Source organism: Isoptericola hypogeus (genome assembly GCF_039531145.1).
Lineage (GTDB): Bacteria > Actinomycetota > Actinomycetes > Actinomycetales > Cellulomonadaceae > Isoptericola > Isoptericola hypogeus.
Genome location: NZ_BAAAPM010000003.1, coordinates 110,592 through 128,618, shown reverse-complemented (window position 1 = coordinate 128,618; position 18,027 = coordinate 110,592). Strand labels below are relative to the sequence as shown.

At 73.1% G+C, this 18,027-nt stretch carries 17 protein-coding genes; 13 read left to right on the top strand and 4 right to left on the bottom strand.

Annotation, left to right across the window (positions count from 1 at the left end; genetic code table 11):
- The first annotated feature begins 124 nt into the window (after positions 1–124).
- From sigE to ABD254_RS02895, 7 genes are all read left to right on the top strand, one after another.
- On the top strand, positions 125–757 hold the full coding sequence (gene sigE / locus ABD254_RS02925; RefSeq protein WP_344245488.1) for an RNA polymerase sigma factor SigE: 633 nt from the start codon (positions 125–127) through the stop codon (positions 755–757).
- The gene (locus tag ABD254_RS02920) at positions 754–1,767 is read left to right on the top strand and encodes a zf-HC2 domain-containing protein (RefSeq protein ID WP_344245486.1); all 1,014 of its coding nucleotides are present in this window, start codon (positions 754–756) and stop codon (positions 1,765–1,767) included. Before sigE ends, ABD254_RS02920 begins: the two co-directional genes overlap by 4 nt.
- Positions 1,764–3,134, top strand: a complete 1,371-nt coding sequence (locus ABD254_RS02915; protein ID WP_344245484.1) for a S1C family serine protease — start codon at positions 1,764–1,766, stop codon at positions 3,132–3,134. The genes ABD254_RS02920 and ABD254_RS02915 overlap by 4 nt, the downstream gene beginning before the upstream one ends.
- A 51-nt stretch (positions 3,135–3,185) precedes the next feature.
- Positions 3,186–3,593, top strand: a complete 408-nt coding sequence (locus tag ABD254_RS02910) for a twin-arginine translocase TatA/TatE family subunit (protein WP_344245482.1) — start codon at positions 3,186–3,188, stop codon at positions 3,591–3,593.
- Positions 3,594–3,699: 106 nt separating this feature from the next.
- A complete protein-coding gene (gene trpS / locus ABD254_RS02905) occupies positions 3,700–4,767 on the top strand; it encodes a tryptophan--tRNA ligase (protein ID WP_344245480.1) in 1,068 nt (355 codons plus the stop codon).
- Positions 4,764–5,318 (top strand): 2'-5' RNA ligase family protein, encoded by a 555-nt coding sequence (locus tag ABD254_RS02900; RefSeq protein ID WP_344245478.1) that lies wholly within the window; start codon positions 4,764–4,766, stop codon positions 5,316–5,318. Before trpS ends, ABD254_RS02900 begins: the two co-directional genes overlap by 4 nt.
- Positions 5,319–5,329: 11 nt before the next feature.
- Positions 5,330–6,382 carry a YihY/virulence factor BrkB family protein gene (locus ABD254_RS02895; RefSeq protein ID WP_344245476.1) on the top strand — a complete coding sequence of 351 codons (1,053 nt, stop codon included), beginning with the start codon at positions 5,330–5,332 and terminating at the stop codon, positions 6,380–6,382.
- Here the strand turns inward: ABD254_RS02895 and ABD254_RS02890 are convergent.
- The 4 genes from ABD254_RS02890 to sdhC are packed head-to-tail and all read right to left on the bottom strand — an operon-like array spanning position 6,366 to position 9,873.
- Complete coding sequence (locus ABD254_RS02890) at positions 6,366–7,142, bottom strand: succinate dehydrogenase iron-sulfur subunit (RefSeq protein WP_344245474.1); 777 nt, start codon at positions 7,140–7,142, stop codon at positions 6,366–6,368. The two genes, ABD254_RS02895 and ABD254_RS02890, sit on opposite strands and share 17 nt — an antisense overlap.
- Complete coding sequence (sdhA, locus tag ABD254_RS02885) at positions 7,142–8,977, bottom strand: succinate dehydrogenase flavoprotein subunit (protein WP_344245472.1); 1,836 nt, start codon at positions 8,975–8,977, stop codon at positions 7,142–7,144. Before sdhA ends, ABD254_RS02890 begins: the two co-directional genes overlap by 1 nt.
- Before the next feature lie 60 nt (positions 8,978–9,037).
- The gene (locus ABD254_RS02880; protein WP_344245470.1) at positions 9,038–9,493 is read right to left on the bottom strand and encodes a succinate dehydrogenase hydrophobic membrane anchor subunit; all 456 of its coding nucleotides are present in this window, start codon (positions 9,491–9,493) and stop codon (positions 9,038–9,040) included.
- Positions 9,493–9,873, bottom strand: a complete 381-nt coding sequence (sdhC, locus tag ABD254_RS02875; RefSeq protein WP_344245468.1) for a succinate dehydrogenase, cytochrome b556 subunit — start codon at positions 9,871–9,873, stop codon at positions 9,493–9,495. Before sdhC ends, ABD254_RS02880 begins: the two co-directional genes overlap by 1 nt.
- Before the next feature lie 221 nt (positions 9,874–10,094).
- Between sdhC and ABD254_RS02870 the strand changes: the two genes are divergently transcribed.
- From ABD254_RS02870 to ABD254_RS02845, 6 genes are all read left to right on the top strand, one after another.
- Positions 10,095–11,225: a mannose-1-phosphate guanylyltransferase gene (locus ABD254_RS02870; RefSeq protein ID WP_344245466.1), complete on the top strand. Its 1,131-nt coding sequence runs from the start codon at positions 10,095–10,097 to the stop codon at positions 11,223–11,225.
- Positions 11,222–12,439: an amidohydrolase gene (locus ABD254_RS02865; protein ID WP_344245464.1), complete on the top strand. Its 1,218-nt coding sequence runs from the start codon at positions 11,222–11,224 to the stop codon at positions 12,437–12,439. Before ABD254_RS02870 ends, ABD254_RS02865 begins: the two co-directional genes overlap by 4 nt.
- Before the next feature lie 141 nt (positions 12,440–12,580).
- Positions 12,581–13,678, top strand: coding sequence for a BMP family lipoprotein (locus ABD254_RS02860; protein ID WP_344245462.1), 1,098 nt, complete (start codon positions 12,581–12,583; stop codon positions 13,676–13,678).
- A 157-nt stretch (positions 13,679–13,835) separates the two neighbouring features.
- Complete coding sequence (locus tag ABD254_RS02855) at positions 13,836–15,356, top strand: ABC transporter ATP-binding protein (protein WP_344245460.1); 1,521 nt, start codon at positions 13,836–13,838, stop codon at positions 15,354–15,356.
- Positions 15,353–16,723: an ABC transporter permease gene (locus ABD254_RS02850; protein ID WP_425553627.1), complete on the top strand. Its 1,371-nt coding sequence runs from the start codon at positions 15,353–15,355 to the stop codon at positions 16,721–16,723. Before ABD254_RS02855 ends, ABD254_RS02850 begins: the two co-directional genes overlap by 4 nt.
- Positions 16,720–18,027, top strand: coding sequence for an ABC transporter permease (locus ABD254_RS02845; protein ID WP_344245458.1), 1,308 nt, complete (start codon positions 16,720–16,722; stop codon positions 18,025–18,027). The genes ABD254_RS02850 and ABD254_RS02845 overlap by 4 nt, the downstream gene beginning before the upstream one ends.

Sequence of the window (18,027 nt, the reverse complement as noted above, 5' to 3'; positions counted from 1 at the left end):
GGGGGGATCTCGTGCAGGTGGTGCGGGGTGCTCCGGGGTGCTCGGTCCGTCGGCGCGACCCCGGGCCGATCGTACGCGGGAACGACCGACGTCGCCCGGACGTTGCCGTGGGACCATGGGAGTGATGACCGGTCCGACCTCCACCCGCCCCGCACCCGTGCCCGCCGACCCGGGCCCGGCGCCCGCGCCCGCCTGGACGCCGCCCACGTGGGACTCGATCGTCCGCGACCACTCCGCCCGCGTCTACCGCCTCGCCTACCGCCTGACGGGCAACCAGCAGGACGCGGAGGACCTCACGCAGGAGACCTTCCTGCGCGTGTTCCGGTCGCTGTCGAGCTACACCCCGGGCACGTTCGAGGGCTGGCTGCACCGCATCACCACGAACCTCTTCCTCGACCAGGTGCGCCGTCGCAAGCGCATCCGCATGGAGGCGATGGGCGACGACGCCGCCCGCGTGGCCGCCCCCGAGGACGGCGGCCGTCCGGAGCGCGGCTTCGAGCACGCCAACCTGGACCACGACGTGCAGCGGGCGCTGGACGCGCTGCGCCCCGAGTACCGCGCCGCCGTGGTCCTGTGCGACATCGAGGGACTGAGCTACGAGGAGATCGCCGTGACCCTCGGGATCAAACTCGGCACGGTGCGGTCGAGGATCCACCGGGCGCGCGCGCAGCTGCGCGACGCGCTCGAGCACCGGCGGGCCGAGGTGACGCGCAGCGAGGTGGCGGGGCCCGGGCCCGCGAGCAGGGAGGCGTCGTGACGGCGCACCTCGGCTGCTGGGTGAGCGACCTCGCCGACGGCCAGCTCGACGGCGCGGCGACCGAGCGCGCGCTCGCGCACGTCGCCGTCTGCCCGCGCTGCGCGGCGGAGCTGGAGTCGGCGCGCGCCGCGCACCGCGCGCTCGCGGCGGCCCGGGACGTCGCCCCGGACCCCGGGCTGACCGACCGCCTGCTCGCGCTCTCGGCCTCGATCCCGCCGGTCGAGGGAGACCCGTTGCGCGGGGCGGGCGGGGCCCGCACCTGGGAGCGGCACACGTCGTGGGAGCCCACCCTCACGGGCGACCTGCGGGCGCGCCGCCGGCGGCAGCGTCGCGCGCGGGCCACGGCCGTCGGCGCGGGCGGCGTCGGCCTGCTGGGGGTCGTGCTCCTCACGCTGGGCCAAGGCCCGGTGTTCACCCCCGACTCGTCCCGCTCGGCCGCGCTCTCGCTGCTCGCCGGGGCGTCGGACGTCGCCGCCCTCCCCGGCGTCGGGGTCTCCGGCGTCACCGACGGCGACCGCACCGCCGCCGCGCTCGCCTGGCTGGAGGACCACGGCTGGGCGACCCCCTCCGGGCTGCCGCCCGGGTACGAGGTGACGGCGCTGCGCCTCGTGGAGGAGTCGGGGGCCGCCGCGTCGTCCGACGTGCCGGCCGCCTCCGTCGCGCTCGCGGACGGCGGTGCGTCATCGGCGGACGCCACCCGGGTCGTCGAGCTCGACCTGACCGGCCCCGACGGCGCCGTCGTGGTGCGCCAGCGGCAGGGCCGCCTCGCGGAGCCGGCCACCGCGACCGGGCTGCCGGTGCCGGGGCACGACGTGCAGGTGCTGTCGGGAGACCCGTGGCACGTGGCGTGGCAGGCGGGCGACGTGGCCGTGGAGGTCACCGCCGACGTCCCCGAGGACGTGCTCACCGACGTCGTGGCGGCCTTCCCGGGCGGTGGTTACGATGCCGGGGTCCTGCCGCAGCTCTCCCGCGGGTGGACCACCGTGACAGGAGCACTCTCGCGACCATGACGCAGCGCCCCGACGACGAGCGCCCGGGCCCGGACCCCGCGCGCCCCGACGACCTCTTCGCGCCGCCCGAGCCACCCGCAGCCGCGGCCGGTTCGCGGGCGGGCGCCCCCGAGCGGCTCGCGCCCGCCTCGCCCTTCGGCCCCGTGGCCCCGGGGGAGGACGACCCCGCGGCGGCCGGCACGGAGCACGCCGGAGGCGGCGCGTCCGTCCCGCCGTTCACCACGCCGGCGCCGTCTGCCACGCTCGCCCCGGCCCGCCCGCGGGCGCGCCGGCTGGGCGCCGGGGTCGTGGCCCTGGCCGTGGTGGCGGGGCTGGTGGGCGGCTTCCTCGGCGACCGGCTGTCCGAAGCGACCGGCGACGACCGCCCGGCCGACGCCGCGCTGCCCGTTCCCGCCGACGGAGTCGCGCAGGGCGCGGGAGCCCCGGTGTCCCGGCCGGCCGGCTCGGTGGCCCGCCTCGCCGCGGACGCGCTGCCGAGCGTCGTGTCGATCGAGGTGTCCGGCGGCGAGGGCGTGGCGACCGGCTCCGGCTTCGTGCTGCGGGCCGACGGCTACATCCTCACCAACGACCACGTGGTCGCGGGCTCGACGTCGGGCGGGAAGGTCGTCGTGACGTTCTCGGACGGCCGGGAGCGCGAGGCGGAGGTCGTGGGGCGGACGACGGACTACGACCTCGCCGTGCTCAAGGTCGACGAGAAGGGCCTCGAGCCGCTCGTGCTGGGCGACTCCGACGACGTCGTGGTCGGGGACTCCGTGCTGGCGGTGGGTGCGCCCCTGGGGCTGGACGCCACCGTCACGACCGGCATCGTCAGCGCCCTGCACCGTCCGGTCCAGGCCGGCTCCGAGGCGACCACGGCGTTCATCGACGCCATCCAGACCGACGCCGCCATCAACCCGGGCAACTCCGGCGGTCCGCTGATCGACGCCGAGGGCGAGGTCGTCGGCATCAACTCGGCGATCGCGCAGCCGCCCGGCGCCGTCTCCGCGACCGGCAGCATCGGGCTGGGCTTCGCCATCCCCGCCAACCAGGCCCGGCACACCGCCGAGCAGCTGATCGAGTCGGGGAACGCCACCTACCCGGTCATCGGCGTGCTGCTCGACACCGCGTACGCGGGGGAGGGCGTGCAGGTCTCGACCGAGGCGCAGCAGGGTCAGCCCGCGGTGACGCCCGAGGGCCCCGCCGACCTGGCGGGCATCCGTTCCGGGGACGTGATCCTCGCGATCGACGGTCGCCCGGTGTCCCGCAGCGACGAGCTCATCGTCGCGATCCGGGCCCGGCAGCCGGGGGACGCGGTCACGCTGCGCGTGCGCGCCGACGGCGCGGAGCGCGACGTGCGGGTCGTGCTGCAGGCGCAGGAGAGCGGATGATCCGGCCGGAAGCCTGGCCGTCAGGGTCCCCGGAGACGCTAGGCTGACGACGTGCCTTTCGACATCAACGGTGGTGAGTTCATCGTCCTGCTGGTGCTCGCCGTCGTCCTGATCGGGCCGGAGCGGCTGCCCAGGTATGCGGCGCAGCTCGGCGTGCTCGCGCGGCGCGGCAAGGGGTGGCTGCAGGACGCGAAGTCGCGCGTGGACAGCGAGCTCGGGCCGGAGTACAAGGACGTCGACTGGTCGAAGCTCGACCCGCGCCAGTACGACCCGCGTCGCATCGTGCGCGAGGCACTGCTCGACGACGAGCCCGCCACGCCCGCCCCCGCGAGGGCCTCGGCCCGCGCGGCCCGCGCGACCGCCGGCGCGACGGGCGCGGCGCCCGCTGCCGCAGGTCTGCCCGCGCCCGCCGCGGCCGGAGCAGGGTCCCCGGCGCCGTTCGACGACGAGGCCACCTGAGCCGTCCGCCCCGCCCGGCCGGTGCGGCCGGGCCTGGTCCGCCGGGGTCGTGCCCGGTGACCGGGCGTTTTCCTGGACGCGTCGTCGACCTGCCACAATGAGCACCATGTCCGACGCCCCCGCCACCCGGTCCGCACGGGCCGGGACGAGCTCCCCCGCCACGCCCCGCATCTTCTCCGGCATGCAGCCCACCGACGGTTCGCTGCACCTCGGCAACTACCTCGGTGCGCTGGCCCAGTGGGCAAAGCTCCAGGACGACTACGACGCCCTGTACTGCGTCGTGGACCTGCACGCGCTGACGGTCGGCCCGGACCCGGCGGCGCTGCGGGAGCGCTCCCGCCGCACGGCCGCGCAGTACCTCGCGGGGGGCGTCGACCCCGAGCGGTCGATCCTCTTCGTCCAGTCGCACGTGGCGGAGCACGCCGAGCTCGCGTGGCTGCTGAGCTGCCAGACCGGCTTCGGCGAGGCCGGCCGCATGACGCAGTTCAAGGACAAGTCCGCCAAGCAGGGCGCCGAGGGCACCACCGTCGGGCTGTTCACCTACCCGGTGCTCATGGCGGCCGACATCCTGCTCTACGACACGGCCCTCGTGCCGGTGGGCGAGGACCAGCGCCAGCACCTGGAGCTCACCCGCGACCTGGCCGAGCGGCTCAACGCCCGCTTCGGCGCCGGCACGGCCGTCGTGCCGGAGGCGCACATCGTCAAGGCCGTCGCCAAGATCCAGGACCTGCAGGAGCCGACGGCGAAGATGAGCAAGTCCAACGCCGGGGGCAAGGGGGTCATCTGGCTGCTGGAGGACCCGAAGAAGGCGGCCAAGGCGATCAAGGCGGCCGTCACCGACGCCGACGAGTCCTACGGCGTGTGCTTCGACCCGGCGGCGAAGCCCGGCATCTCCAACCTGCTGACGATCTTCTCCGCGGTCACCGGTCGGGGCACGGGCGAGATCGCCGCCGAGTACGACGGCCGGGGCTACGGCTACCTCAAGGTGGACCTCGCGGACGCCGTCGTCGCGTTCCTCGAGCCGTTCCAGGCGCGGGCGCAGACGTACCTGGCCGACCCGGCGCAGCTCGACAAGGTGCTCGCCGAGGGCGCCGCGCGGGCCCGTGAGATCGCCCGCCCGGTGCTCGACCGCGTCTACGACCGCTTCGGGCTGCTCCCGCGGGGCACCTGGTGAACCTGCCGCCCAGGGCGCCCTCCCAGGTGCGCATCGGCATCGCCATCGCCGTGCCCGAGCCATTCGCCGCACGCCTGCAGGCGGCGCGGGCCGACGTGGGCGACCCGCTCGCGCACGCCATCCCGCCGCACGTCACGGTGATCGGCCCCACGGTCGTCGACGAGTCGGTGCTCCCGGCGGTGGCCGAGCACCTGGAGAAGGTGGCCTCCGAGACGGCCCCGTTCCGCGTGCACCTGCGGGGCACCGGCACGTTCCGGCCGATCTCCCCGGTCGTGTTCGTCGCCCTCGCGGAGGGCATCGGGGAGTGCGAGCTGCTGGAGTCCGCGGCGCGCTCGGGCGTCCTGGCCCAGGACCTGCGGTTCAACTACCACCCGCACGTGACCGTCGCGCACGAGGTGCCCGACGCCGAGCTGGACCGCGCCTTCGTGGGCCTCGCCGACTTCGACGCCTCGTTCGACGTCGACCGGCTGTGGCAGTACGAGCACGGGGACGACGGCGTGTGGCGCCCGCAGCGCAGCTTCCGGCTCGCGGGAGGACCGGCCGCTCCCTAGGGTCGTCGACTGTGGACGACCGACTCGAACGCGCCAGGGAGCGCTCCCTCGCGGCGTACGAGTGGTACAAGGACCTGCGCCCCGTGCGCTCGTTCTACTGGTACATGGACCGTCGCGGCGCGCTGCTGTGCGGCGGGATCGCCTACACGGCGATCTTCTCGCTCTTCGCGGTGCTGACCATCGCGTTCACCGTCTTCTCCTCGACGCTCGCGGACCGCCCCGAGCTCCAGGACGCGGTGTTCGCGCAGATCAACACCTGGCTGCCAGGGCTCGTCGGCGAGGGAGACGAGTACGTCCTCCAGCCCGACGACCTGCTGCTCCCGTCGGCCCTGACCTGGTACACCGTCACGGCGACGATCGTGTTCCTCTGGACGGCGATCGGGTTCATGCGGGCGCTGCGGGTCTCCGTGCGCTCGATGTTCGACCTGCCGGTGGTCGGCGTGAGCCCGGTGCTGTCGAAGATCTGGGAGCTCCTCGGCTTCGTCATCCTCGGCGGGATCGTCGTGGCCTCCGCGGCGGCGAGCATCGTCTCCCAGACGATCAGCCGTCAGGTGCTCTCCTGGTTCGGCGACTCGGTGCTCCTGGCACGTGCGCTCACCCTCGGCACTGCCGCCGTCGGGGTGCTCCTCGACGCGCTGCTCGTCTACCTCATCGTCCGGGTGGTGGCCAGGGTACGGCCGCGCCGCACGCGAGACCTGGTGCTGGGCGTCCTCGCGGCCGGGCTCGTCGCGGGGGTGCTGCGCTGGGCGGGCACGTCGATCGTGGCGGCCGGGGCGTCCCGGAACGCGGTGCTCGCCTCGCTGGCCGCGGTCGGTACCGTCCTCGTGCTGGTCAACTTCGTCTCCCGGGTGCTGCTGCTGGTGTGCGCGTGGATCTACGACCCGCCGCGGCTGGACGAGATCACGCACGCGGAGGACGAGGTCGCCGCCCGCCGCGACGCGGCGGAGATCGACCGCATCGTGCGCCGGGGCCAGGGGAGCGGAAAGCCGTGGAGCCCCGTCGTACGCGGGGTACGACGGGGCTCCTTCGGCCTGCGGGGGGAGAGCGTCAGAACGCGCGGGTGATCATCGCGCGCTTGACCTCCTGGATCGCCTTGGTCACCTCGATGCCGCGCGGGCAGGCCTCGGTGCAGTTGAAGGTCGTGCGGCAGCGCCACACGCCCTCCTTGTCGTTGAGGATCTCCAGGCGCTGGGTGCCGCCCTCGTCGCGGGAGTCGAAGATGAACCGGTGCGCGTTGACGATCGCGGCCGGGCCGAAGTACTGCCCGTCGTTCCAGAACACGGGGCACGACGACGTGCACGCGGCGCACAGGATGCACTTGGTGGTGTCGTCGAAGCGGGCCCGTTCCTCGGCGGACTGGATCCGCTCGCGGCTGGGCTCGTTCCCGTTGGTGATGAGGAACGGCATGATCTCGCGGTAGGAGGCGAAGAACGGCTCCATGTCGACCACGAGGTCCTTGACCACAGGCAGGCCCTTGATGGGCTCCACGGTGATCGGCTTGCCCGGGTTGACGTCCTTGAGCAGCGTCTTGCACGCGAGGCGGTTGCGGCCGTTGATGCGCATGGCGTCCGAGCCGCACACACCGTGCGCGCACGAGCGCCGGAAGGTCAGCGAGCCGTCCTGCTCCCACTTGATCTTGTGCAGCGCGTCGAGCACGCGGTCGGTGCCGTGGGCGGTGACCGTGAACTCGTCCCAGGTCGCCTCCTCGCCGTGCGCCGACTCCGGGTTGTATCGCCGGATGCGCAGCGTGACCTCGAAGGAGGGCACGGCGCCGACCTTCGGCTCCGGGGAGGAGGTCGCGGGGTTCTCGAGTACAGCAGTCATCAGTACTTCCGCTCCATCGGCTCGTAGCGCGTCTGGGTGACGGGCTTGGACCCCAGGACGACCTTGTAGTCGCCGAAGTCCTCGACGTGGTCGAAGTAGCCCGTGACGTGCCCGTCGGCGGCGTCGGAGGCCGACGTCGGACGGCGGTACGCCATCGTGTGCAGCATGTAGTTCGCGTCGTCGCGCTCGGGGTAGTCCTCGCGGTAGTGCCCGCCGCGGGACTCCTTGCGGTTGATCGCTGCGACGACGGTGACCTCGGCGATGTCGAGCAGGAAGCCCAGCTCGATCGCCTCGAGCAGGTCGGTGTTGAACAGCTTGCCCTTGTCCTGCACCGAGACGTTCCGGTACCGCTTCTGCAGCTCGCGGATGTCCGACAGCGCCTCGTTCAGCGAGTCGCCCGTGCGGAAGACCTGGGCGTTGGCGTCCATGGTCTCCTGCAGCGCCTTGCGGACGTCCGCCACCCGCTCGCCCTCGGGACGGTCGCGCATCTCGGCGAGCTGCGCCTCGACGCGGGCCGTGGGGGCCTCGGGCAGCTCCCGGTGCCGTCCCACCGTCGCGGCGTACGCCGCGGCCGACCGGCCGGCGCGCTTGCCGAAGACGTTGATGTCGAGCAGCGAGTTGGTGCCCAGGCGGTTGGAGCCGTGCACGGACACGCAGGCGACCTCGCCGGCCGCGTACAGGCCCTTGACGACGTTGTGCCCGTCGCGCAGCACCTCGCCCTCGACGTTCGTCGGCACGCCGCCCATCGCGTAGTGCGCCGTCGGGTACACGGGCACGGGCTCCGTGTACGGCTCGATGCCGAGGTAGGTCCGCGCGAACTCGGTGATGTCCGGGAGCTTCGCGTCGATGTGCGCCGGCTCGAGGTGCGTGAGGTCGAGCAGGACGTAGTCCTTGTTCGGCCCGGCGCCGCGGCCCTCGCGGACCTCGTTCGCCATCGAGCGGGCGACGATGTCGCGCGGCGCGAGGTCCTTGATCGTGGGGGCGTAGCGCTCCATGAACCGCTCGCCGTCGGAGTTGCGCAGGATGCCGCCCTCGCCGCGCGCGGCCTCCGAGAGCAGGATGCCGAGGCCCGCGAGGCCCGTCGGGTGGAACTGGAAGAACTCCATGTCCTCCAGCGGCAGGCCGCGGCGGTAGGCCAGCGCCATGCCGTCACCGGTGAGGGTGTGCGCGTTCGACGTGGTCTTGAAGATCTTCCCCGCGCCGCCGGTGGCGAAGATGATCGCCTTGGCCTGGAAGACGTGGATCTCGCCCGACGCGAGGTCGTACGCCACGACGCCGGTCGCGTTGACCTCCGCGCCGTCGGCCAGGTCCTCGGTGGTGAGGTCGTGGTCCGTGAGCAGGTCGAGCACGTAGAACTCGTTGAAGAACTCCACCTCCTGCTTCACGCAGTTCTGGTAGAGCGTCTGCAGGATCATGTGCCCGGTGCGGTCCGCGGCGTAGCAGGCGCGGCGCACGGCCGCCTGGCCGTGATCGCGCGTGTGCCCGCCGAAGCGCCGCTGGTCGATCCGGCCCTCGGGCGTCCGGTTGAACGGCAGGCCCATCTTCTCGAGGTCGAGGACGGAGTCGATGGCCTCCTTCGCGAGGATCTCGGCCGCGTCCTGGTCGACGAGGTAGTCGCCGCCCTTGACCGTGTCGAACGTGTGCCACTCCCAGTTGTCGTCCTCGACGTTCGCGAGGGCCGCGGCCATGCCGCCCTGGGCGGCGCCCGTGTGGGAGCGGGTGGGGTACAGCTTGGAGATGACGGCGGTGCGGGCGTCCTTGGACGCCTCGAGCGCCGCGCGCATGCCGGCGCCACCTGCGCCGACGATGACGACGTCGTACTGGTGTGTCTGCATCGGTTCCGATGCCTCCTGGGGTGCCAGTGGTGGATCAGCGGGCTGGGGGGTGAGCTCGGCTCAGGCCTCGCAGAACGAGGCGACGAGGTGCGCCGGCGCGTCCGACGGGCAGGGGTCGAACGTGAAGATCACCAGCGTCCCCAGCACCACCACGACGACGAACGCCAGGTAGAGCAGCCCCTTGAGGACCAGGCGCGTGGTGTCGCGCTGGGCGTAGTCGTTGATGATCGTGCGCACGCCGTTGGTGCCGTGGATCATCGCGAGCCACAGCATCAGCAGGTCCCAGACCTGCCAGAGCGGGCTGGCCCACTTGCCCGCGACGAACCCGAAGTCGATGGCGTGCACGCCCTCGCCCACCATGAGGTTCATCCACAGGTGGCCGAAGATCAGCACGAGCAGCACGACGCCGGAGGCGCGCATGAAGACCCAGCTGTACAGCTCGTAGTTGCCGCGCGTGGTCTTGCGGCGGTCGTACGGCGAGCGGGGGGCGCCGATCGCGGTTGGCGTCGTGGTCATCAGTGCCCACCTCCGAAGACGTTGCCCAGGTGCCGCGGCAGGAAGCCCGCCATCGTCACGACGAACAGGCCGACGACGACCCAGAGCATGGCCTTCTGGTACTTCGGGCCCTTGGCCCAGAAGTCCACCAGCACGACGCGGATGCCGTTGAACGCGTGGAAGACGATCGCGGCGACGAGGCCGGCCTCCCCGAGTCCCATGATCGGCGTCTGGTACGTCCCGATGACGGCGTTGTAGGCCTCGGGCGAGACCCGCACGAGCGCCGTGTCCAGGACGTGCACGAGCAGGAAGAAGAAGATGAGCACGCCGGTCACGCGATGCGCGACCCACGACCACATGCCTTCACGGCCGCGGTAGAGCGTGCCAGCAGGTGTGGGCACGGGGGGAGCCTCCGTTGGCGGGGATTCTGTGTGGATTCCGTTCACGGTCACTGTAATGACATCCGGTCGCCTCGCGGCACACGGGGTCCGGCAAACCGGGACGGGGCGGGTGGTTTCGTGACGGATTCCACACCGGACCTGTCGCCCTGCCGCGTGTCGTCATCTCCCCCGGCGGAGCCGCCGACAGCTCCGCCGTCGGCACGCGTCACTATGCTGCGGACATGAGCTCCGTCGTGCCACCAGGACCGATCCCCGGCTTCCACGCCGTCGTCCCGGCAGGTGGCGCCGGCACCCGGCTGTGGCCGCTGTCGCGGGCGGTGTCCCCCAAGTTCCTGCTCGACCTCACGGGCTCGGGCCGCTCCCTGCTGCAGTCCACCGTGGACCGGCTGCGCCCGCTGACCGGACCGGACGGCGTCGTGCTCGTCACCGGGGAGGGGCACGTGGACGCGGCGCGCGGCCAGCTGCCCGAGCTCGGCGACGACGCCGTGCTCGCCGAGCCGTCCCCGCGTGACTCGATGGCGGCGATCGGCCTCGCGGCCGCGGTCCTCGAGCGGCGGCACGGCGACGTCGTCGTGGGCTCGTTCGCCGCGGACCAGGTCGTCTCGGGGGCCGCCGCGTTCGACGGGGCCGTCCGCGAGGCCGTCGCCGTCGCGCGCGCCGGCTACGTCGCGACGATCGGCATCGCCGCGTCCCGCCCGTCCGTCGCCTTCGGGTACGTGCGCAGCGGGGACCCGCTGGGCGTCGAGGGGGCGCCGAGCGCGCTGCACGCCCGCGGCTTCACCGAGAAGCCCGACGCGGCGACGGCGCGCGAGTACGTGGCGTCGGGGGAGTACCGGTGGAACGCGGGCATCTTCGTGGCCCGCACCTCCGTGCTGCTGGGGCACCTGGCCGCGCAGCGCCCGCGGCTGCACGACGGGCTGCGCGCCGTCGCCGAGGCCTGGGACACCCCGCGCCGCGCTCAGGTGCTGGCCGACGTGTGGCCGGGGCTCGAGAAGATCGCGATCGACCACGCGGTCGCGGAGCCGGTGGCCGCGACCGGCGGGGTCGCCGTCGTGCCCGGCACCTTCGGGTGGGACGACGTGGGGGACTTCAACTCGCTCGCGGCCCTGCTGCCGTCCCAGGACGAGGGCGGTTCCAAGGTGCTCGGCGACGGCGGCGACGTGCTGCGCGTCCAGTCGGCCGGCTCCGTGGTGGTGCCGGGCGGCGACCGGCTCGTCGCGCTCCTCGGCATCGACGACGTCGTCGTGGTGGACACGCCCGACGCGCTGCTCGTGACCACACGGGCCCGCGCCCAGCAGGTCAAGGGCATGGTCGACGCCGTGCGCACGTCCGGCCGCGAGGAGCTGCTGTGAGCGCCGGGGGTCCCGCGCCGAGCGCCGGGCGCACGGCCGCGGCCGGTGCCCGGCTCGACGCGCTGGTCGGGGAGCTCGAGCCGGAGCTCGTCGAGATCCGGCGCGACGTGCACGCCCACCCGGAGCTCGCGCGCGAGGAGGTGCGCACCACCGCCCTGGTCGCCGACCGGCTGCGGCGCGCGGGCCTCGCGCCCCGGCTGCTGGAGGGCACGGGCCTGGTGTGCGACGTCGGACCCGAGCCGGCCGGGGGGCGCGGGCGCGTCGCCCTGCGTGCCGACATCGACGCGCTGCCGCTGGAGGACTCCTGCGGCACGGAGTTCGCGTCCACGGTGCCGGGGGTGGCGCACGCCTGCGGGCACGACGTGCACACGGCGGTCGTCCTCGGCGCGGGCCTCGCGCTCGCGGCGCTGGCCGACGAGGGCCTGCTCGACCGGGGCGTCCGGCTCGTGTTCCAGCCTGCGGAAGAGGTCATGCCGGGCGGCGCCCACGACGTCGTCGCGCAGGGCGCGCTGGACGGTGTCGAGCGCATCGCGGCCGTGCACTGCGAGCCGAAGCTCGACGTCGGACAGGTGGGCACCCGGATCGGCCCGATCACGTCGGCGTCCGACTCGGTGACGGTGACGCTGTCCTCCTCGGGCGGGCACACGTCCCGCCCGCACCTCACGGGCGACGTCGTGTACGCGCTGGGCCAGGTCATCACGCAGGTGCCCGCCGTGCTGGGCCGCCGGCTGGACCCGCGCTCGGGCGTCAACCTCACCTGGGGCGCCGTGCACGCGGGCAACGTGCACAACGCGATCCCCGCGACGGGCACGGTCAGCGGCACGCTGCGCTGCCTCGACGTGCGCGCGTGGGAGCGGGCCGGCCAGGTGCTGCACGACGCGGTGGGTCAGGTCGTGGCGCCCTACGAGGTCGACGTGACCGTGCGGCACGCGCGCGGCGTCCCCCCGGTCGACAACGACGCGGCGGTGACGGGCGCCCTGGAGGCGGCCGGGGCCGCCGTCCTCGGGCCGGACGGCGTCGTGCTGACCGAGCAGTCGCTCGGCGGGGAGGACTTCGCCTGGTACCTCACCAAGGTGCCCGGGGCGATGGCCCGCCTCGGCACCGGGACGCCGGGCGGGCGGCGCTACGACATCCACCAGGGCGATCTCCAGGTCGACGAGCGGGCGGTCGGCGTCGGCGCGCGGCTGCTGGCCCGGTTCGCGCTCGAGCCCTGAGATACCGCTTCGGTAACGACTGGGTTCCGTGACCTGCGCGTAACCCTGCGGGCCCGTACGGGTGACTAGGCTGCGCGGTGACGGACGGCCGGGCACCCCGGCGCCCACCCCCCTTTTGAGATCGATCGACAGGAGCGACAGGTGAAGAGAGCGATCCAGCTCACTGCCCTCGCCGGGATTGCTGCGCTCGCGCTGGCGGCCTGTGCCGAGGCCCCCGAGGACGCCGGTAACGAGGCCGAGGAGTCGGCCGCGACCAGCGACTTCACGCCGTGCATCGTCTCGGACCAGGGCGGCTTCGACGACAAGAGCTTCAACCAGCTCAGCTTCGAGGGCGCCAAGAAGGCCGCCGACGAGCTCGGCGCCGAGCTCATCGACGTGCAGTCCCAGTCCGAGAGCGACTTCGGGCCGAACATGGAGTCGCTGGTCGGCCAGGACTGCAACGCCATCGTGTCGGTCGGCTTCGCGCTGTCGGCCACGACGATCGAGTCGGCGACCGAGAACACGGACACCGAGTACATCATCGTCGACGACGCCGCCGACGCGGACTTCGACGGCGAGGCGGACGCCCCCAACATCAAGCCGCTGCTGTACGACACGGCGCAGGCGGCGTTCCTCGCCGGCTACCTCTCGGCCGGCTACTCGGAGGCCGGCAAGGTCGGCACCTTCGGCGGCCAGCCGTTCCCGACCGTGACCATCTTCATGGACGGCTTCAAGCAGGGCGTCGAGTACTACAACGAGGTCAAGGGCACCAAGGTCGAGGTCGTCGGGTTCTCGGGCGGCGAGGACGGCGTCTTCACCGGCGGCTTCGAGGCCAACGAGACGGCGAAGACCTCCGCGCAGAACATCATCGACCAGGGCGTCGACGTGCTCCTGCCGGTGGGCGGCCCGATCTACCAGTCCGCGATCGCCGCGATCAAGGACTCCGGTCGCGACATCGCGCTCATCGGCGTCGACGCCGACTTCTACGAGACGGACCCGTCGACCAAGCCCTACGTGCTGACGTCGATCCTCAAGAAGATGGACGTCTCGACGTACGACGCCGTGCTGGCCGCGGGCGAGGGCAACTTCGACCCCACGCCGTACGTCGGCACGCTCGCGAACGAGGGCGTGGGGCTCGCCCCGCTGCACGAGTTCGAGGACAAGGTCGACCCGGCCCTCATGGAGGAGGTCACGGCCCTCCAGGAGCAGATCATCTCCGGCGAGGTCCCGGTGGCCTCGTACCTGTCGGCCCAGGAGTGACCGGGACCGACGGCGACTGACTGGGCGCGCGGGCCCCGGGGCGAAGACCCCGGGGCCCGCGCGCGACTCGTCCACGACGTGCACCGGGCGGCGACGGCGCGTTCCCGGTGAGAGGCTGACGGCGCGGGAACTGACCCACGGCCGAGGAAGGCAGAGCATGCGGCTCGAGCTGCGAGGGATCACGAAACGCTTCGGCGCGCTCGTGGCCAACGACCACATCGACCTGGTGGTGGAACCGGGCGAGATCCACTGCCTGCTGGGCGAGAACGGCGCCGGCAAGTCGACGCTGATGAACGTCCTGTACGGCCTCTACACCGCGGACGAGGGCGAGATCCTGCTCGACGACGCGGTGCAGGACTTCGAGGGCCCGGGCGACGCGATGGCCGCGGGCATCGGGATGGTGCACCAGCACTTCATGCTCGTCCCGGTCTTCACGGTCGCCGAGAACGTCATGCTCGGCAACGAGTCGACGCGCTCCGGCGGGGTGCTGGACCTCGACGACGCCCGGGCGAAGGTGAACGAGATCTCGGCCCGGTTCGGCTTCCACGTCGACCCCGACGCCGTCGTCGAGGACCTGCCGGTGGGCGTGCAGCAGCGGGTCGAGATCATCAAGGCGCTGTCCCGCGACGCCGACGTGATCGTCTTCGACGAGCCGACCGCGGTGCTCACGCCCCAGGAGACCGACGAGCTGATGGGGATCATGCGGCAGCTGCGCGACGAGGGCGCCGCGATCGTCTTCATCACGCACAAGCTGCGCGAGGTGCGCGAGGTCGCCGACCGCATCACCGTCGTCCGGCACGGGAAGATCGTCGGCGAGGCGAGCCCCGGCGCGACCGACGCCCAGCTCGCGTCGCTCATGGTGGGGCGGGCCGTGGAGCTCACGGTCCGCAAGGGAGAGCCCCGGCTGCGCGAGAACGCGCTGGAGGTCGCCGACCTGGAGGTCGTCGGGCCCGACGGGCAGGTCCTGGTCGACCGGGTGAGCTTCTCCGTGCGCGGCGGCGAGGTGCTCGTGGTGGCGGGCGTGCAAGGCAACGGGCAGACGGAGCTCACGGAGGCGCTCCTGGGCCTGCAGGATCAGGTGCGCGGCAGCGTCCGGCTCGACGGCGCGGAGCTGGTCGGCCGGTCGGTGCGCCAGATCCTCCAGGCGGGGGTCGGCTTCGTGCCCGAGGACCGCAACACCGACGGCCTGGTCGGCGAGTTCACCATCTCGGAGAACCTCGTGCTCGACCGCATCGACGGCCCGCCGTTCGTGCGCCGCGGGAACCTCCAGCTCGCCGCGCGCGACCGGTTCGCGCGCGAGAAGGTCGCCGAGTTCGACGTCCGCACGCAGGGCATCGAGACCCGGGTGGGCCGCCTGTCCGGCGGCAACCAGCAGAAGGTGGTGCTCGCGCGCGAGCTCTCGCGGGACCTGCGGCTGTTCGTCGCCGCCCAGCCCACCCGCGGCGTCGACGTCGGCTCGATCGAGTTCATCCACAAGCGGATCGTCGAGACGCGCGACACCGGGATCCCGGTCGTGGTGGTGTCGACGGAGCTCGACGAGGCCGTCGCCCTGGCCGACCGGATCATGGTGATGTACCGGGGCCGCGTCGTCGGCATCGTCCCCGCGACCACCCCCCGCGACACGCTCGGCCTCATGATGGCCGGCATCGCGCCCGAGAACGAAGGAGACGCGGCGTGAGCGGCGAGACGCCCGGAGCCAGGCCCGACGGCCCGCCCGACAACACGCTCGACGAGGCGCTCGAGTCCGTCGACCCGCAGGCCGAGCCGGGCCTCGCGGAGGAGCTCCAGCAGGAGGTCGCCCGGGAGCAGGTGGCCGTCGTCCCCGACACCGGGGCGCGCTGGCGCGACGCGCTGCGGCGCGCCACCTCCGGCGGCTGGGTCGTCGCCCTCGGCGCGATCGTGCTCGCGGTGGTCGCCGGGTCGATCCTCATCGTCGTCACCGACGAGGACGTGCAGGCCGCGGCGCCGTACTTCTTCGCCCGGCCGGGCGACACGCTCGCCGCGGTCGGCCAGGCGGTGGGCGGGGCCTACAGCGCGCTCTTCCAGGGCGCGGTGTACAACTTCGGCGCCGACTCGTTCGCCGCCGGCATCCGGCCGCTGACCCAGACCCTCACGAACGCCACCCCGCTCATCGCGGCCGGCCTCGGCGTGGCGCTCGCGTTCCGCGCCGGGCTGTTCAACATCGGCGGCCAGGGGCAGATGCTCATGGCGGCCACGGCGGCCGGCTGGATCGGCTTCGGCGTCACGGGGCTGCCGTTCCCGTGGCACATGCTGCTGTGCCTGGTGGCCGGCGTCGCCGCGGGCGCGCTGTGGGCCGGCATCGCGGGGCTGCTGAAGGCCCGCACCGGCGCGCACGAGGTGATCGTCACGATCATGCTCAACTACGTCGCCTTCTACCTGCTGTCGTACTTCCTCGCGACGCCGGGGCTCATGCAGGCGCCGGGCTCGGCCAACCCCAAGACGCCGCCGATGCAGGACTCCGCGGTCCTGCCCCCGCTGCTGGGCGACCAGTACAACCTGCACTGGGGCTTCGTGCTGTCGCTGGTCGCGGTCGTCTACGTGTGGTGGCTGCTCAACCGGTCGAGCACCGGTTTCACGTTCCGCGCCGTCGGTGAGAACCCGAAGGCGGCGCGCGTGGCCGGCATCGACGTGTCGCGCACCACCGTCCTGGTGATGCTCGTCGCCGGTGGCCTCGTCGGCCTCGCCGGCGCGCAGCAGGTGCTGGGCACGGTGACGACGGGGTTCAGCGCGGACATCGACGCGGGCATCGGCTTCGACGCGATCACCGTCGCCCTGCTCGGCGGCTCCTCCCCGTGGGGCGTGCTGGGCGCCGGCATCCTGTTCGGCGGCTTCAAGGCAGGCGGCTCGGCCATGCAGGCGGCCGAGGGCATCCCGATCGAGATCGTCCTCGTCGTGCAGTCGCTCATCGTGCTGTTCATCGCCGCCCCGCCGCTGGTGCGCGCGATCTTCCGGCTCCCGCAGCCCGACGGGCGTCGTCGCCCGCGCCGCGCGAAGCCCACGACCGTCACGGAGGGACAGGTATGACCGCCACGACCGCCCACGCGCCCGGTGCGGCCGGGGTCCCGGCCCCGCACGACGCCCCGCGCGCCGTGGCCACGGTGACCTGGAAGGCCACCATCGGCCTGGGCGTCGTGCTGGCGCTGTACGCGCTGCTGCTCCTCCTGGCGCCGCACGAGGGCTCGGCCCGCTTCCTGCTGTCCACGAGCACCGACTTCGTCGTGCTGTCGACGATCGTCGTGCCGGCGATGGCCACGGCGTGGGTGTGCGGCGCCGTCGGCCTTGCCCTCGTGCTGCTCGCGGCGGCGCGTACCCGCGCCGGCCGCCCGGTTCCGGTGTGGGTGATCGCGCTCTTCGCCGCCGCCCTGCTGGTGGGCTTCCTCGCGTGGGCCGCCGCCGGCAGCCCGCGCGACCTGTCCGTCGTCGGCCTGCTCAGCGGCGCCGTCGTGCTGTGCGTGCCGATCGTCTACGGCGCGCTCGGCGGGGTGATCGGCGAGCGTTCCGGCGTCGTGAACATCGCCATCGAGGGCCAGCTGCTCGCCGGGGCGTTCACGGCCGCGATCGTCGGCTCGCTGACCGACAGCCCGTGGGCGGGCCTGGTCGCCGCGGTGCTCGCGAGCGTGCTCGTCGCGCTCGTGCTGGGCATGTTCACGATCACCTACAAGGTCAACCAGGTGATCGTCGGCGTCGTGCTCAACGTGCTGGTGATCGGGCTGACGAGCTTCTTCTACTCCGAGGTGCTGGTCCCCAACTCCGAGACCCTCAACGCCACCACGCGCTTCGAGCGGCTGCCGATCCCGGTCCTGGAGCGCATCCCGATCGTCGGGCCCGTGCTCTTCGACCAGACGATCGTCGTCTACCTGATGTTCGTCGCGGTCGCGGTCGTGTGGTTCGCGCTGTTCCGCACGCGCTGGGGCCTGCGGGTCCGGGCGGTGGGCGAGCACCCCAAGGCGGCGGACACCGTGGGCATCGACGTGGTGCGCACCCGCTACCGAGCGGTGCTCATCGGCGGCGCGGTCGCGGGCATGGGCGGCGCGTTCTACACGGTCGTGTCGATCAACCAGTTCGGCCGGGAGATGACCGCCGGCGCGGGCTTCATCGCGCTGGCGGCCGTGATCTTCGGCAAGTGGGACCCGGTGCGCGCCGCCCTGGCCGGCCTGCTGTTCGGCTTCGCCACGAACCTGCAGAACGTGCTGTCGGTGGTGGGGTCGCCGGTACCGAGCCAGTTCATGCTGATGCTGCCGTACGTGGTGACGCTGCTGGCCGTGGCCGGCCTGGTCGGCCGGTCGCGGGCCCCGGCCGCCTCCGGCACGCCCTACAGCAAGGAGTGA

What these genes read in the sequence shown, in the direction of transcription:
- ABD254_RS02890 (WP_344245474.1), bottom strand. Translation starts at nt 7,142, where the DNA reads ATGACTGCTGTACTCGAGAACCCCGCGACCTCCTCCCCGGAGCCGAAG.
- ABD254_RS02845 (WP_344245458.1), top strand. Translation starts at nt 16,720, where the DNA reads ATGACCGCCACGACCGCCCACGCGCCCGGTGCGGCCGGGGTCCCGGCC.
- ABD254_RS02855 (WP_344245460.1), top strand. Translation starts at nt 13,836, where the DNA reads ATGCGGCTCGAGCTGCGAGGGATCACGAAACGCTTCGGCGCGCTCGTG.
- sdhA (WP_344245472.1), bottom strand. Translation starts at nt 8,977, where the DNA reads ATGCAGACACACCAGTACGACGTCGTCATCGTCGGCGCAGGTGGCGCC.
- ABD254_RS02870 (WP_344245466.1), top strand. Translation starts at nt 10,095, where the DNA reads ATGAGCTCCGTCGTGCCACCAGGACCGATCCCCGGCTTCCACGCCGTC.
- ABD254_RS02880 (WP_344245470.1), bottom strand. Translation starts at nt 9,493, where the DNA reads ATGACCACGACGCCAACCGCGATCGGCGCCCCCCGCTCGCCGTACGAC.
- ABD254_RS02915 (WP_344245484.1), top strand. Translation starts at nt 1,764, where the DNA reads ATGACGCAGCGCCCCGACGACGAGCGCCCGGGCCCGGACCCCGCGCGC.
- sigE (WP_344245488.1), top strand. Translation starts at nt 125, where the DNA reads ATGACCGGTCCGACCTCCACCCGCCCCGCACCCGTGCCCGCCGACCCG.
- trpS (WP_344245480.1), top strand. Translation starts at nt 3,700, where the DNA reads ATGTCCGACGCCCCCGCCACCCGGTCCGCACGGGCCGGGACGAGCTCC.